9 protein-coding genes and 1 tRNA gene are annotated in these 13,753 nt (G+C 74.2%); 9 read left to right on the top strand and 1 reads right to left on the bottom strand.

The window, feature by feature from the left end; all coding sequences use genetic code 11:
• Positions 1–85 precede the first annotated feature (85 nt).
• The 8 genes from trpC to pyk all read left to right on the top strand — a co-directional run bounded on the left by trpC (position 86) and on the right by pyk (position 12,724).
• Complete coding sequence (gene trpC, locus ACYQBY_RS02185) at positions 86–910, top strand: indole-3-glycerol phosphate synthase TrpC (RefSeq protein ID WP_459642161.1); 825 nt, start codon at positions 86–88, stop codon at positions 908–910.
• Positions 907–2,208 carry a tryptophan synthase subunit beta gene (gene trpB / locus ACYQBY_RS02180; RefSeq protein WP_459642160.1) on the top strand — a complete coding sequence of 434 codons (1,302 nt, stop codon included), beginning with the start codon at positions 907–909 and terminating at the stop codon, positions 2,206–2,208. The genes trpC and trpB overlap by 4 nt, the downstream gene beginning before the upstream one ends.
• Positions 2,202–3,056: a tryptophan synthase subunit alpha gene (trpA, locus tag ACYQBY_RS02175; protein ID WP_459642159.1), complete on the top strand. Its 855-nt coding sequence runs from the start codon at positions 2,202–2,204 to the stop codon at positions 3,054–3,056. The genes trpB and trpA overlap by 7 nt, the downstream gene beginning before the upstream one ends.
• Positions 3,057–3,165: 109 nt before the next feature.
• Positions 3,166–3,990, top strand: a complete 825-nt coding sequence (locus ACYQBY_RS02170; RefSeq protein WP_459642158.1) for a DsbA family protein — start codon at positions 3,166–3,168, stop codon at positions 3,988–3,990.
• On the top strand, positions 3,987–4,970 hold the full coding sequence (lgt, locus tag ACYQBY_RS02165) for a prolipoprotein diacylglyceryl transferase (RefSeq protein ID WP_459642157.1): 984 nt from the start codon (positions 3,987–3,989) through the stop codon (positions 4,968–4,970). Before ACYQBY_RS02170 ends, lgt begins: the two co-directional genes overlap by 4 nt.
• A gap of 157 nt (positions 4,971–5,127) precedes the next feature.
• On the top strand, positions 5,128–9,684 hold the full coding sequence (gene gltB / locus ACYQBY_RS02160) for a glutamate synthase large subunit (protein WP_459642156.1): 4,557 nt from the start codon (positions 5,128–5,130) through the stop codon (positions 9,682–9,684).
• A complete protein-coding gene (locus ACYQBY_RS02155) occupies positions 9,677–11,134 on the top strand; it encodes a glutamate synthase subunit beta (protein WP_459642155.1) in 1,458 nt (485 codons plus the stop codon). Before gltB ends, ACYQBY_RS02155 begins: the two co-directional genes overlap by 8 nt.
• 147 nt (positions 11,135–11,281) lie before the next feature.
• Complete coding sequence (pyk, locus tag ACYQBY_RS02150; RefSeq protein WP_459642154.1) at positions 11,282–12,724, top strand: pyruvate kinase; 1,443 nt, start codon at positions 11,282–11,284, stop codon at positions 12,722–12,724.
• A gap of 83 nt (positions 12,725–12,807) precedes the next feature.
• On the opposite strand, the gene ACYQBY_RS02145 is transcribed toward pyk, so the two are convergent.
• Positions 12,808–12,881 (bottom strand) — tRNA-Leu (locus ACYQBY_RS02145).
• A 169-nt stretch (positions 12,882–13,050) separates the two neighbouring features.
• Here ACYQBY_RS02145 and ACYQBY_RS02140 point away from each other — a divergent pair.
• Positions 13,051–13,674 (top strand): ANTAR domain-containing response regulator, encoded by a 624-nt coding sequence (locus ACYQBY_RS02140; RefSeq protein WP_459642153.1) that lies wholly within the window; start codon positions 13,051–13,053, stop codon positions 13,672–13,674.
• Positions 13,675–13,753 lie beyond the last annotated feature (79 nt).

The raw sequence follows: 13,753 nt of genomic DNA, 5'->3' as shown, positions 1-13,753 counted from the left end.
CCCGGTGCCGTCCGGTGGGGCCGCGGGGGCGACGGCGGCACCCGTGCGGCCGGGGCGGGACCGGGACGGGTCTAGCATCAGGGCCGTGACGGTGCTCGACGACATCCTGGCCGGGGTTCGCGAAGACCTGCGTGCGCGTCAGGCGGTGACCGACCTGGACACCCTGCGGGAGCGGGCGCACCGTCAGGTCCCCGCGCGGGACGCGCGGCTGCTGCTGCGCCCGCGCGAGGCGGACGCGCGCGGTGTGAAGGTGATCGCGGAGGTGAAGCGCGCCAGCCCCAGCAAGGGGGAGCTGGCCGGCATCCCGGACCCCGCGGAGCTCGCCCGGCAGTACGAGGCCGGTGGCGCCAGCGTCATCAGCGTCCTCACCGAGCAGCGGCGCTTCGGCGGCAGCCTGGACGACCTGCGGGCGGTGCGCTGCGCGGTGGACGTCCCCGTGCTGCGCAAGGACTTCGTGGTCGGCTCCTACCAGCTGTGGGAGGCGCGGGCGTGGGGCGCCGACGTGGTGCTGCTCATCGTGGCCGCGCTGGAGCAGGAGGCGCTGGTCTCCCTGGTCGAGCGCACGCAGTCCCTCGGCATGACGGCGCTGGTGGAGGTCCACGACGCGGAGGAGGTCTCCCGCGCCCTGGACGCCGGTGCCGGTGTCATCGGGGTCAACGCGCGCAACCTCAAGACGCTGGAGGTGGACCGCCTCCTGTTCCACCGCCTCGCCCCGCTCATCCCGGACACCGTGGTGCGGGTGGCGGAGTCGGGGGTCCGCGGCCCGCACGACGTCGTGGACTACGCCCGCGCCGGCGCCGACGCGGTGCTCGTGGGGGAGTCGCTGGTGACGGGTGAGGACCCGCGCCGCGCCGTGGCGGACCTGGTGGCGGCGGGTTCGCACCCGGCCGTGCAGGCGGTGCGCCCGTGAGCCCCGCGGCACCGGTGCCCGGCGCCCGCGTCGGCGGCCTCGCCGGTGAGCGCGGCCCGTACTTCGGGGACTTCGGCGGGCGCTTCGTGCCCGAGGCGCTCGTGGCGGCCCTGGACGAGATCGACGTCGCGCACCGCGAGGCGATGGCCGACCCCGCCTTCCTCGCGGAGCTGGACGCCCTGCACCGCACCTACTCCGGGCGCCCGAGCCTGCTGACGGAGGCACCGCGCTTCGCCGAGCACGCCGGGGGCGCGCGGGTCCTGCTCAAGCGCGAGGACCTCAACCACACCGGCTCGCACAAGATCAACAACGTGCTGGGCCAGGCCCTGCTGACGCGTCGGATGGGCAAGTCCCGGGTCATCGCCGAGACGGGCGCGGGCCAGCACGGGGTGGCCACCGCCACGGCCGCGGCCCTGCTGGGGCTGCAGTGCACCGTCTACATGGGCGAGGCGGACACCCGCCGCCAGGCGCTCAACGTCGCCCGCATGCGCCTGCTGGGCGCGGAGGTCGTGCCGGTGGCCATCGGCAGCCGCACCCTCAAGGACGCCGTCAACGAGGCCTTCCGGGACTGGGTCGCCTCGGTGGACACGACGCACTACCTCTTCGGCACGGTCGCCGGCCCGCACCCGTTCCCCGTGCTGGTGCGCGACTACCAGCGCATCGTGGGGCTGGAGGCGCGCAGCCAGGTCCTGGACCTGGTCGGCCGCCTGCCCGACGTGGTCTGCGCGTGCGTGGGCGGGGGGTCCAACGCGATCGGCATCTTCCACGCCTTCCTGGAGGACGCGGACGTGCGCCTCGTCGGCCTGGAGGCCGGTGGTGACGGCGTGGGCACCTCGCGGCACGCCTCGTCCATCACCGGCGGGGTGAGCGGGGTCTTCCAGGGCTCGCGCTCCTTCGTGCTGCAGGACGAGGACGGGCAGACCCTGGACAGCCACTCCATCTCCGCGGGCCTGGACTACCCGGGCGTGGGCCCCGAGCACGCCTGGCTCGCCGCCAGCGGCCGGGCGCTGTACCGGCCGGTGACGGACGCGGAGGCGATGGACGCCTTCAAGCTGCTGTGCCGCACGGAGGGGATCATCCCGGCGATCGAGAGCTCGCACGCCCTGGCGGGAGCGCTGGAGCTGGGCCGCGAGCTGGGACCGGACGGGGTGGTGCTGGTGAGCCTGTCCGGGCGCGGCGACAAGGACGTGGACACCGCGGCGCGCTGGTTCGGCCTGGTCAGCGACGCGGACCTGGTGGCCTCGGAGGCGGCGCGCGTGGCGGAGACGCCTGCGCAGACGGAGGGATCGGGATGGTGAGCGCCCAGGACCAGGCGGCGCAGGACCGGGTGCAGGCGCCCGCGCACGGCCGGGCCACGTCCGCGGCCGCGGTGGACGCCGCCCGCGCCGAGGGCCGCGCCGCGCTCGTGGCGTACCTGCCGGTCGGCTTCCCCGACGTCGAGGGCAGCATCGAGGCCGCGAGGGCGCTGGTGGACTCCGGCGCCGACGTCGTGGAGCTGGGCCTGCCCTACTCCGACCCGACCATGGACGGCGCGGTCATCCAGCGCGCCGTGGACGCGGCCCTGGCCGCGCGCACCCGCCCCGCGGACGTGCTGCGGGCCGTGGAGGCGGTGGCCTCGACGGGCGCCGCGGTGCTCGTCATGACGTACTGGCCGCCGGTGGACCGCTACGGCGTGGACCGCTTCGCGGCGGACCTGGCGGGCGCGGGCGCGGCGGGCCTCATCACCCCGGACCTCATCCCCGACGAGGCCGCGGCCTGGGTGGCGGCCTCCGACGCGCACGAGCTGGAGCGGGTGTTCCTCGTGGCGCCCTCCTCCACCGAGGCGCGCCTGCGCAGGACGTCCGCGGCGTGCCGCGGCTTCGTCTACGCGGCCTCGCTGATGGGCGTCACCGGGACGCGCACCACGGTGGGCGCCGGCGCGCGCGGGCTGGTGGAGCGCACCCGGCAGGCGGGCGCGGAGCGCGTCTGCGTCGGGCTGGGCGTCTCCACGCGCGAGCAGGCCGCGGAGGTCGCCGGGTACGCCGACGGCGTCATCGTCGGCTCCGCCTTCGTCCGCCGCCTGCTGGACGCCGACGACCGCGCCTCCGGGGTGCGCGCCGCGGCCGCCCTGGCCGCCGAGCTGGCGGCCGGGGTCCGCGAACGCTGAGCAGCGCGGACACCCGCCGGCCCCGCACCCCGGGCCGGCGCACACCCGAGGGACCACCGGGGTGCGCGGCGCGCCGCGGAACCCCGCACACGAGCAGCCGAGGAGTGGCGTGAGCAGCGACGAGCAGGGCGGCGCCCGCCCTCCGCGGGTGCGCAGGGAGGCCGAGCGGGAACAGCGCCGGCAGCAGGCGGCGGAGCGGCGCGCCCGCGAGGAGGCCGGGGCCCGGCGCCGCCGGGTGCTCGTCGTGACCGCCGTGGTGGCCGCGGTGCTGGCCCTGGCCGCCGTCGTCGCCGCGGTCCTGGCCTCGGGCCGCGACGACACCGCCGGTACCGGTGCGACACCCGCGGGCGCCAGCAGCGCCGCGGGCGGCTTCGTGCTGCCCGGCACCCCGGACGAGCAGGCCCCGACCGTCGACGTGTGGCTCGACTTCCAGTGCCCGTTCTGCCGGCGGCTGGAGGAGAGCTCGGGGGAGGAGCTGACCCGCCTGGCCGCCGACGGCGAGGCGCGCGTCGTCGTGCACACGCTGAGCTTCCTGGACTCCCGCCTCGGCAACGACTCCTCCTCCCGGGCCGCGCAGGGCGCGGCCGCGGCGGCCGACCAGGGCCGCTTCGCGGAGTACCTGCGGGAGGTCTTCGAGCGCCAGCCGGAGCGGGAGGGCACCGGCTACACCGACGCCGACCTGGAGGCCGCCGCGCGCGAGGCCGGGGTGGGCGACGTGCAGCGCTGGAGCGCCACCGTGCGCGAGGGCCGCTACGAGGACTTCGTCGAGCGGGTGCAGGAGGCCATGCCGGCCTCGGTCCAGGGCACCCCGTTCGTCACGATCAGCCCCGCCGGGACGCGGGACGCGGAGGAGGTCGACGTGCAGCGCCTGCTGACGGACCAGGGCCCGGCCCACCTGCGCGAGCAGGTCGACGCGGCCCGGAGCGGCTCGTGAGCGCGCTCGGCGCCGCGGTCGCCGCCCTGCCCGCCGCCCTGCCCAGCCCCGCGCAGTCGGTGTGGTACCTGGGCCCGGTGCCGGTGCGGGCCTACGCGCTGTGCATCATCGCCGGGATCGTCGCCGGGGTGCTGATCGCCGAGCGCCGCTGGCGGGCCAGGGGCGGGCGCCCGGACCTCGTCGCGGACCTGGCCGTGTGGGCGGTGCCCTTCGGCATCGTCGGCGCCCGCATCTACCACGTCATCACCTCCCCGGAGGCCTACTTCGGCCCGGGCGGGGACCCGGTGCGGGCCCTGTACGTGTGGGAGGGCGGCCTCGGCATCTGGGGAGCCGTCGCCCTGGGGGCGCTGGGCGCCTGGATCGGGGCGCGCCGGGCGGGCTACCGCCTGGCGCCCGTGGCCGACGCCATGGCGCCGGGCCTGCTGGTGGCCCAGGCGCTGGGCCGGCTCGGCAACTGGTTCAACAACGAGCTGTACGGCCGGCCCACCGACCTGCCGTGGGCGCTGCGCGTGCACTCCTGGGACGACGCCGCGGGCCGCGCGGTCACCGGGGCCGACGGGCGCCCTGTGATCCTCGGCACCTTCCACCCCACGTTCCTGTACGAGGCGCTGTGGTGCCTGGCCGCCGCGGCGGTGCTGATCGTGCTGCAGCGCAGGTGGTCCCTCGGCAACGGCCAGGTCTTCACCCTGTACGTCGTGCTGTACACCGCGGGGCGGCTGTGGATCGAGGCGCTGCGCATCGACGAGGCGAACCTCATACTCGGCGTGCGTGTGAACGTCTGGGTGAGCGCTATCGTGCTCCTCGTCGCGCTCGCCGTGTTCGTGCGCTCCCGCCGCCGCAACCCGGGTGGTCGGGAGCACCTGCTGCGCGATCCCGCCCCCGCCACGACGGGGGACGGGCCTCCCGACGCCCCGGGCACCCCGGAGGCGCCGAACGATCCGGGACGGACACCCACGGACGGCGGTACCCCACCGCGGTGAGTCCGGCGTGTCCGCGCACTCCATTACAGTGAAGTGAACGCAGGCCAGCGCCGTCCTGCACCCTGATCGACCACCCGGCAGCCGGCCGGGTGGCCGTCGCCCCGACCCCCCCTGTCCACCGAGGTCGCGGACCTCTCCCAAGGACGGTGCACCCCGCATGGCTCCCTCCGCACGGCCCTTCTCGACGCAGCCCGGTGCCACCGGCCTGTACGACCCGCGTTCCGAGCACGACGCGTGCGGTGTCGCCTTCGTGGCGACCATGCGCGGGGAGGCCGGGCACGACATCGTCGAGCACGCCCTCACGGCCCTGCGCAACCTCGACCACCGCGGTGCGGTGGGCGCCGAGACGGACACCGGCGACGGCGCCGGGATCCTCACGCAGGTGCCCGACGCGTTCCTGCGCGAGGTCGTGCGCGAGCAGCTCGGCGTCGACCTGCCCGCCGCCGGGCGCTACGCCGTGGGCACCGCCTTCCTGCCGCAGGAGGAGGACGCCCGCGCCTCCGCCGTGGAGGGCATCGAGGCCATCGCCGCCGAGGAGGGCTGCACGGTCCTCGCCTGGCGCGACGTGCCCGTCACCCCGGACCTCGTGGGGACCTCCGCGCGCGCCTGCATGCCCGTCTTCCGCCAGGTGTTCCTCGCCGGGCCGCAGGGGGAGTGCGGGCTGGTGCTGGACCGGCGCGCCTACGCCGTGCGCAAGCGCGCCGAGCGGGACCTGGGCGTGTACTTCCCCTCGCTGTCCAGCCGCACGCTCGTCTACAAGGGCATGCTGACCACCGGCCAGCTGGAGCCCTTCTACCCGGACCTGTCCGACCGCCGGTACACCACCGAGCTGGCGCTCGTGCACTCGCGCTTCTCCACGAACACCTTCCCCTCGTGGCCGCTGGCGCACCCGTTCCGGCTCATCGCGCACAACGGCGAGATCAACACCGTGCGCGGCAACCGCAACTGGATGGCCGCGCGGGAGAGCCAGCTGGAGACGGACCTGATCCCCGGCGGCGTGCAGCGGCTCTCGCCGATCTGCGCCACCGAGGGCTCGGACTCCGCCTCCTTCGACGAGGTGCTGGAGCTGGTGCACCTCTCGGGCCGCTCGCTGCCGCACGCGGTGCTCATGATGATCCCGGAGGCGTGGGAGAACCACACCGAGATGGACCCGGCCCGCCGGGCCTTCTACGAGTTCCACTCCATGTTCCAGGAGCCCTGGGACGGCCCCGCCAGCGTGACGTTCACCGACGGCACGCTCATCGGCGCCGTCCTGGACCGCAACGGGCTGCGCCCCTCCCGGTACTGGATCACCGACGAGGGCCTCGTCGTGCTCGCCAGCGAGGTCGGCGTCCTCGACCTCGACCCCGCCTCCGTCGTCACCCGCGGGCGCCTGCAGCCGGGCCGGATGTTCCTCGTGGACACCGCCGCCGGCCGCGTCGTGGACGACGAGGAGATCAAGTCCGAGCTCGCCGCGCAGCACCCGTACCAGCAGTGGCTGGACGACAACGTCGTGCGCCTGCAGGACCTGCCCCCGCGCGAGCACGTGGTGCACACCCACGCCTCGGTGGCCCGCCGGCAGCAGACGTTCGGCTACACCGAGGAGGAGCTGCGCCTGCTCCTCGCGCCGATGGCGCGCGCCGGTGCGGAGCCGATCGGCTCGATGGGCTCCGACACCCCCATCGCGGTGCTCTCCTCGCGCCCGCGGCTGCTGTTCGACTACTTCACCCAGCTCTTCGCGCAGGTGACCAACCCGCCGCTGGACGCCATCCGCGAGGAGCTCGTCACCTCGCTCGTCACGACGACCGGCCCGCAGAAGAACATCCTCGCGGCCTCGCCCGAGCACGCCCAGCAGCTGGTGCTGCCCTTCCCGGTGATCGACAACGACGAGCTCGCCAAGATCGTCCACATCGACCGGGACCGCAAGAACCCCGGCCGCACCACGCACATCGTCAGGAGCCTGTACCGCGTGGGCGGCGGCGGCGCGGAGCTGGCCCGCCGGATCGAGGAGATCCGCGCCGAGGTCAGCCAGGCGATCGCCGACGGCGCGGTGTTCGTGGTGCTCTCCGACCGCGACTCCACCGCCGAGCTGGCGCCGATCCCGTCGCTGCTGATCACCTCCGCGGTGCACCACCACCTCGTGCGCCAGCGCACCCGCACCCGGGTGGGCCTGGTCGTCGAGGCGGGGGACGTGCGCGAGGTGCACCACGTCGCGCTGCTCATCGGGTACGGCGCCGCGGCGGTCAACCCGTACCTGGCCATGGAGACCGTCGAGGACATGGTCCGCAACGGTGTCCTCACCGGCGTGGAGCCCGAGAGCGCGGTCCGCAACCTCATCAAGGCCCTCGGCAAGGGCGTGCTGAAGGTCATGAGCAAGATGGGCATCTCGACCGTGGCGTCCTACCGCGGCGCGCAGGTGTTCGAGGCGCTCGGCCTCTCGCAGACCCTGGTGGACGAGTACTTCACCGCCACCACCACCCGCCTGGGCGGTGTGGGCCTCGACGTCCTCGCGGAGGAGGTCGCGCGCCGGCACCGGGTGGCGTACCCGGTGGAGGGGCAGCAGCAGGCCCACCGGCGCCTGGAGACGGGCGGGGAGTACCAGTGGCGCCGCGACGGCGAGCCGCACCTGTTCAGCCCGGAGGCCGTCTTCCGCCTGCAGCACTCCACCCGCACCCGCAGCTACGAGGTGTTCAAGCAGTACACCCGGGGCGTGGACGAGCAGTCCGAGCGGACGATGACCCTGCGCGGGCTGCTGCAGCTGCGCAAGGGCGTGCGCGAGCCCCTGCCGCTGGACGAGGTCGAGCCCGTCAGCGAGATCGTCAAGCGGTTCTCCACCGGCGCGATGAGCTACGGCTCCATCAGCGCGGAGTCGCACGAGGTCCTGGCGATCGCGATGAACCGCCTCGGCGGCAAGTCCAACACCGGCGAGGGCGGCGAGGACGTCGAGCGGCTGCTCGACCCGGCGCGCCGCAGCTCGATCAAGCAGATCGCCTCGGGCCGCTTCGGGGTGACGTCGATGTACCTGACGCACGCCACGGACCTGCAGATCAAGATGGCCCAGGGCGCCAAGCCCGGCGAGGGCGGGCAGCTGCCCGGCCACAAGGTCTACCCGAACATCGCCCGGACGCGGCACTCCACGCCCGGGGTGGGCCTGATCTCCCCGCCGCCGCACCACGACATCTACTCCATCGAGGACCTCGCACAGCTCATCCACGACCTCAAGAACGCCAACCGCGAGGCACGGGTGCACGTCAAGCTCGTCTCCGAGGTCGGCGTGGGCACGGTCGCGGCGGGCGTCAGCAAGGCCAAGGCGGACGTGGTCCTCGTCTCCGGCCACGACGGCGGCACCGGTGCGGCGCCGCTGACGAGCCTGAAGCACGCCGGCGGCCCCTGGGAGCTCGGGCTGGCCGAGACCCAGCAGACGCTCGTGCTCAACGGCCTGCGCGACCGGATCAACGTGCAGGTGGACGGCCAGCTCAAGACCGGCCGGGACGTCGTCATCGCGGCGCTCCTCGGTGCGGAGGAGTACGGCTTCGCCACCGCACCGCTGGTCGTCGAGGGCTGCATCATGATGCGCGTGTGCCACCTGGACACCTGTCCGGTGGGCATCGCCACGCAGAACCCCGAGCTGCGGGCCCGCTTCGCCGGCCAGGCCGACCACGTCGTGGCGTTCTTCGAGTTCCTCGCGCAGGAGGTGCGCGAGTACCTCGCGGCGCTGGGCTTCCGGACCCTGGAGGAGGCCATCGGCCGCGTCGAGGTCCTCGACGCCCGCCGCGCCGTGGAGCACTGGAAGGCCTCCGGGCTGGACCTGTCCCCGGTGCTGGCGCGCCCGGACGTGCCGGAGGGCACGCCGCTGCGCTGCACCACGCAGCAGGACCACGGCCTGGAGAAGGCGCTGGACCACGTCCTCATCGAGCGCAGCCACGACGCGCTCGAGCGGGGCGCGCCGGTCAGGATCGAGCTGCCGGTGCGCAACGTCAACCGCACGATCGGCGCGATGCTCGGCAACGAGGTCACCAAGCGGTACGGCGAGCAGGGCCTGCCGGACGGCACGATCGACATCACCCTGACCGGCTCGGGCGGGCAGTCCCTCGGCGCGTTCCTGCCCCCGGGGGTGACGATCCGCCTGTTCGGCGACACCAACGACTACGTCGGCAAGGGCCTGTCGGGCGGGCGCGTCATCGTGCGCCCGGACCGCTCCTCCGGCGCCCGCGAGCGCAACATCATCGCGGGCAACGTGATCGGGTACGGCGCCACGCGCGGGGAGCTGTTCCTGCGCGGGGAGGTGGGGGAGCGGTTCTGCGTCCGCAACTCCGGCGCCACCGCGGTCGTGGAGGGCGTGGGCGACCACGCGCTGGAGTACATGACCGGCGGTGAGGTCGTGATCCTGGGCCGCACCGGCCGGAACCTGGCGGCCGGCATGTCCGGGGGCCTGGCGCACGTGCTGGACCTGAAGGAGCACCGCGTCAACACGCAGATGGTGGAGCTGCAGCCGCTGGACGACGCCGCGGCCGCCCGCGTCCACGACCTGCTCGTCGCGCACCGCGAGCACACCGGCTCCGTCGTCGCGGGCAGGCTGCTCGCCGACTGGGGTGCCTCCCGCCAGCGCTTCACGACGGTGGTCCCGCGTGACTACCGGCGCGTGCTGGAGGTGCGCGCCGCCGCGGCCGCCGAGGGCCTCGCGCCCGACGACGAGGAGGTCCTGACCCGCATCATGGAGGCTTCGCATGGTTGACAACCGCGGATTCCTGAAGGTCCGCGAGCGGGAGACGCCGCCGCGGCGGCCGGTCCCCATCCGGCTGATGGACTGGCGCGAGGTCTACGAGCGGCAGGACTCGGCGACGCTGCGGCGGCAGGCCGGCCGCTGCATGGACTGCGGCATCCCCTTCTGCCACAACGCCTGCCCGCTGGGGAACCTCATCCCCGAGTGGAACGACCTGGTGCTGCGCGGTGACATGCACGAGGCCTCCGAGCGGCTGCACGCCACGAACAACTTCCCGGAGTTCACCGGCAAGCTGTGCCCGGCGCCCTGCGAGTCCGCGTGCGTGCTGGGGATCAACCAGCCCTCGGTGACCATCAAGCAGGTCGAGGAGGCCATCGCCGCCAGCGCCGTCGACCACGGCTGGCTGGAGCCGCGCCCGCCGGAGCGCCTCACCGGCCGCACGGTGGCGGTGGTCGGCTCGGGCCCGGCCGGCCTGGCCGCGGCCCAGCAGCTGACCCGGGCGGGGCACACCGTGGCGGTGTTCGAGCGCGCCGACCGGATCGGGGGGCTGATGCGGTACGGCATCCCCGAGTTCAAGATGGAGCGCTCGGTGCTGGACCGGCGCCTGGCCCAGATGGAGGCGGAGGGCACGCGCTTCCGCCCGGGCGTGGACGTCGGGGTGGACCTCACCGGGGAGGCGCTGCGGGAGCGCTACGACGCGGTCGTCGTCGCCGTCGGGGCGACGCGGGCGCGCGACGTGGACTACCCGGGCCGGGAGCTCGCGGGCATCCACCAGGCGATGGACTACCTGCCGCCCACCAACCGCGTCGCGGTGGGGGAGGTGGACCCGCCGGGGCTGATCGACGCCGCGGGCCTGGACGTCGTCATCATCGGCGGCGGCGACACCGGTTCGGACTGCTACGGCACGGCGCTGCGGCAGGGCGCGCGGTCGGTGACGCAGCTGGACATCTACCCGCGGGCGGCCGAGGAGCGCGCCGGGCACGAGCCGTGGCCGACGATGCCGAAGGTGTTCTCCGTCTCCTCCTCCCACGAGGAGGGCGGGGACCGGGTGTTCTCCGCGAGCACGACGGAGTTCGTCGGCGAGGACGGCCGGCTGAGCGGCGTGAAGATCGTCGAGGCCCGCAAGGTGGACGGGCGCTGGACGCCCTTGGAGGGCACCGAGCAGGTGCTGCCCGCGCAGCTGGTGCTGCTGGCCATCGGTTTCACCGGCCCGGAGCAGAGCCCGCTGCTGGAGCAGCTCGGGCTGGCGACGGACGAGCGCACCAACCTGGTGCGCAGCGGCGACTACGCCACCTCGGTCCCCGGGGTGTTCGTCGCCGGCGACGCCGGCCGCGGGCAGTCGCTGATCGTGTGGGCGATCGCCGAGGGCCGCGCGTGCGCCGCCTCGGTGGACGCGCACCTGATGGGTTCCACGATGCTGCCCTTCCCGGTCGAGGCGCACGCCAGGCCGCTGACCGCCTGAGTTCTCAGGACGCCCCGCCCCGGTGCTGCCGGGGCGGGGTTTCCGCCGTTCATCAGCAAGCGCTTACCCGTGGACGTCGCGTGTCGATGCCACGCCGCGGCATCCCCCCGGGTCTGCGCGGGGTGGCGACGCAATAGGCTCGCGTCCATGCGCAGAGCGAAGATCGTCTGCACGCTCGGGCCGGCGGTCGCCGGCGACGAGCGTCTCCAGGCGCTGGTCACCGCGGGGATGGACGTCGCGCGGATGAACCTCAGTCACGGCTCCCACGACGACCACCGGGCGAACTTCGCCGGGGTCCGCCGGGCGAGCGAGGCCACCGGCCGCAGCGTCGCCGTCCTCGCCGACCTCCAGGGCCCCAAGATCCGGCTCGGGAAGTTCACCGACGGCCCGCACCAGCTGGCGGTGGGCGACCGGATCACCATCACCACCGAGGACGTCCCCGGCACCCGGGAGCTCGTCTCCACCACCTACAAGGGCCTCACGGGCGACGTCTCCGCCGGCGACCGCATCCTCATCGACGACGGCCGCGTCGGCCTGCGGGTGCTCGAGGTGGACGGTCCCCGGGTCGTGTGCGAGTGCGAGGTCCCCGGCCCCGTCTCCAACAACAAGGGCATCAACCTGCCGGGCGTGGCGGTCAGCGTCCCCGCGCTGTCGGAGAAGGACAAGGACGACCTGCGCTTCGCCCTGCGCCTCGGCGTGGACCTCGTGGCGCTGTCCTTCGTGCGCAACGCGGCCGACGCCGAGGACGTCCGGAAGATCATGACGGAGGAGGGCATCACCGTCCCCGTCATCGCGAAGGTGGAGAAGCCGCAGGCGGTGGAGAACCTCCGCGAGGTCGTCGCCGCCTTCGACGGCATCATGGTGGCCCGCGGCGACCTCGGCGTGGAACTGCCGCTGGAGGAGGTCCCCCTCGTCCAGAAGCGCGCCGTCGAGCTGGCCCGCCGCCAGGCCAAGCCCGTCATCGTGGCCACCCAGATGCTCGAGTCGATGATCACCGCACCCCGCCCGACGCGGGCCGAGGCATCCGACTGCGCCAACGCCGTGCTCGACGGCGCGGACGCGCTCATGCTGTCCGGGGAGACGAGCGTCGGCTCCTTCGCCCTGGAGGCGGTGCGCACGATGTCGCGCATCATCGAGAACACCGAGGAGCACGGCGCCGACCGGATCGCGCCCCTGGGCACCACCCCGGCGACGAAGGGCGGCGCGGTCACGGCCGCGGCGCTCGCCATCGGCGACGCCCTGCACGCGAAGTTCCTCGTGACGTTCACGACGACGGGCGACTCGGCGCGCCGGATGTCGCGCCTGCGCCCGCGCGTCCCCCTGCTGGCCTTCACCCCGCACGAGTCGGTCCAGCGCCGCCTCTCCCTCAGCTGGGGCGTGGAGACCTTCCTCGGCCCGATGGTCAAGCACACCGACGACATGGTCCGCCAGGTGGAGACGCTGCTGCTGGAGCACGGCCGCTGCCAGGAGGGTGACCTCGTCGTCATCGTGGCCGGCTCCCCGCCCGGCATCGCCGGCTCGACCAACGCCGTGCGCGTGCACCGCATCGGGGACGCCGTGAACGTCGCGGCTCCCGGCTACGCCGTCTGAGACGCCTGCGCCGGCGGGTGCGCCGGCGCTGCGGGCACGGACGAGGGGGTGCCTCCCGGGAACGGGAGGCACCCCCTCGCGCGTGCCCCGGGTGGGATTCGAACCCACACTGGATCGAGTTTGAGTCGACTGCCTCTGCCGGTTGGGCTACCGGGGCGCGGGGAGCAACCCTAGCGAACGCCCTCCACGGGGCCGTGCCCGCGGCACCCCCGCGGGTCCCCGCGGGCCGCCCGCGAGGCGCGCCGCGGGCCGCCCGCGAGGCGCGCCGCGCCCGGAGGGCGGTGGACGGGCGTGAGAGCCGGGGGCGGCACCTCTAGGATGCCGACGTGACGAACGCACCTGACGGGCCTCCCGCTCCCGCCACCCCCGCCCGCCGCGTGGTCGTGGCCGAGGACGAGGCGATCATCCGTCTCGACGTGGTCGAGATGCTGACCGAGGCCGGCTTCGACGTGGTCGGGCAGGCCGGTGACGGCGAGACCGCCGTGCAGCTCGCCGAGGAGCACAAGCCCGACCTCGTCGTGATGGACATCAAGATGCCCGTCCTGGACGGGATCTCCGCGGCCGAGCGCATCATCAAGGCGCGCATCGCGCCGGTCGTGCTGCTCACCGCCTTCTCCCAGGCCGAGCTGGTCGAGCGCGCCCGGGACGCCGGGGCGATGGCCTACGTGGTCAAGCCCTTCACCGCGGCGGACCTGCTGCCCGCGGTGGAGATCGCGGTCAGCCGGCACCAGCAGATCGTGGCGCTGGAGGAGGAGGTCGCCGACCTCGCCGACCGCTTCGAGACGCGCAAGCTGGTGGACCGCGCCAAGTCCAAGCTGCAGACGCAGTTCGGGATGAGCGAGCCCGAGGCCTTCCGCTGGATCCAGAAGACGTCGATGGACAAGCGGCTGACGATGCGCGAGGTGGCGACCACGGTCATCAACGCCGGGGAGACCCGCGCCAAGCCGTGATCAACCCGGTACGCAGGGTCAATAGCACAACAGGTGTGTAACAGGCATGTCAAGCACGGCCTGTTGGGCCCTGCAAGCC

It is taken from the genome of Kineococcus anabasis, assembly GCF_054590795.1.
The sequence above is the reverse complement of the archived record's forward strand: the minus strand, read 5'-3'. Positions and strand labels throughout refer to the sequence as shown.